Raw genomic sequence first — 386 nt, forward strand, 5'->3', positions numbered from 1 at the left:
CACTCCCGTCCTGCTTCCCGTCCTACTCCCTTCCCGCTTCCCGCCCTACTCCCTTCCCGCCCCCGCGTACTCAGCGCGGATCTGAGTACGCACACCCATGTCCTGACGGCGTGACGGGCGCCACACTCCGGAGCATGGCGACTCCACCACCACACGGCACACCCCTGCCGCCCGGCCACGAGCTGGCGCTCCTCGACCGGGAGCTGGCCCAACTCGACGCCCGGCGCGCGTACTTGCTGGCCCGGCGGGACTGGCTGCTGCGGCTGCTGCCGCCGGTGCCCGCGCCGCACGGCTGGGCGGGGCACGCGCCGGTTCCCCCCGCCCGCCCGAACGAGGCCTCGGGCCCCGGTGCTCAGAACGTGCTGCTCACCCTGGGCGCGGTGCTG

1 protein-coding gene is annotated in these 386 nt (G+C 74.6%); it reads left to right on the forward strand.

All coding sequences use genetic code 11. From position 1 onward, the window contains the following. Nucleotides 1-134: 134 nt before the first annotated feature. Nucleotides 135-386, forward strand: a 252-nt coding sequence (locus tag G3I78_RS50675) for a hypothetical protein (protein ID WP_164437432.1), incomplete at its 3' end; no start/stop codon positions are given.

It is taken from the genome of Streptomyces sp. SID13726, from assembly GCF_010548375.1.
Classification (GTDB): domain Bacteria; phylum Actinomycetota; class Actinomycetes; order Streptomycetales; family Streptomycetaceae; genus Streptomyces.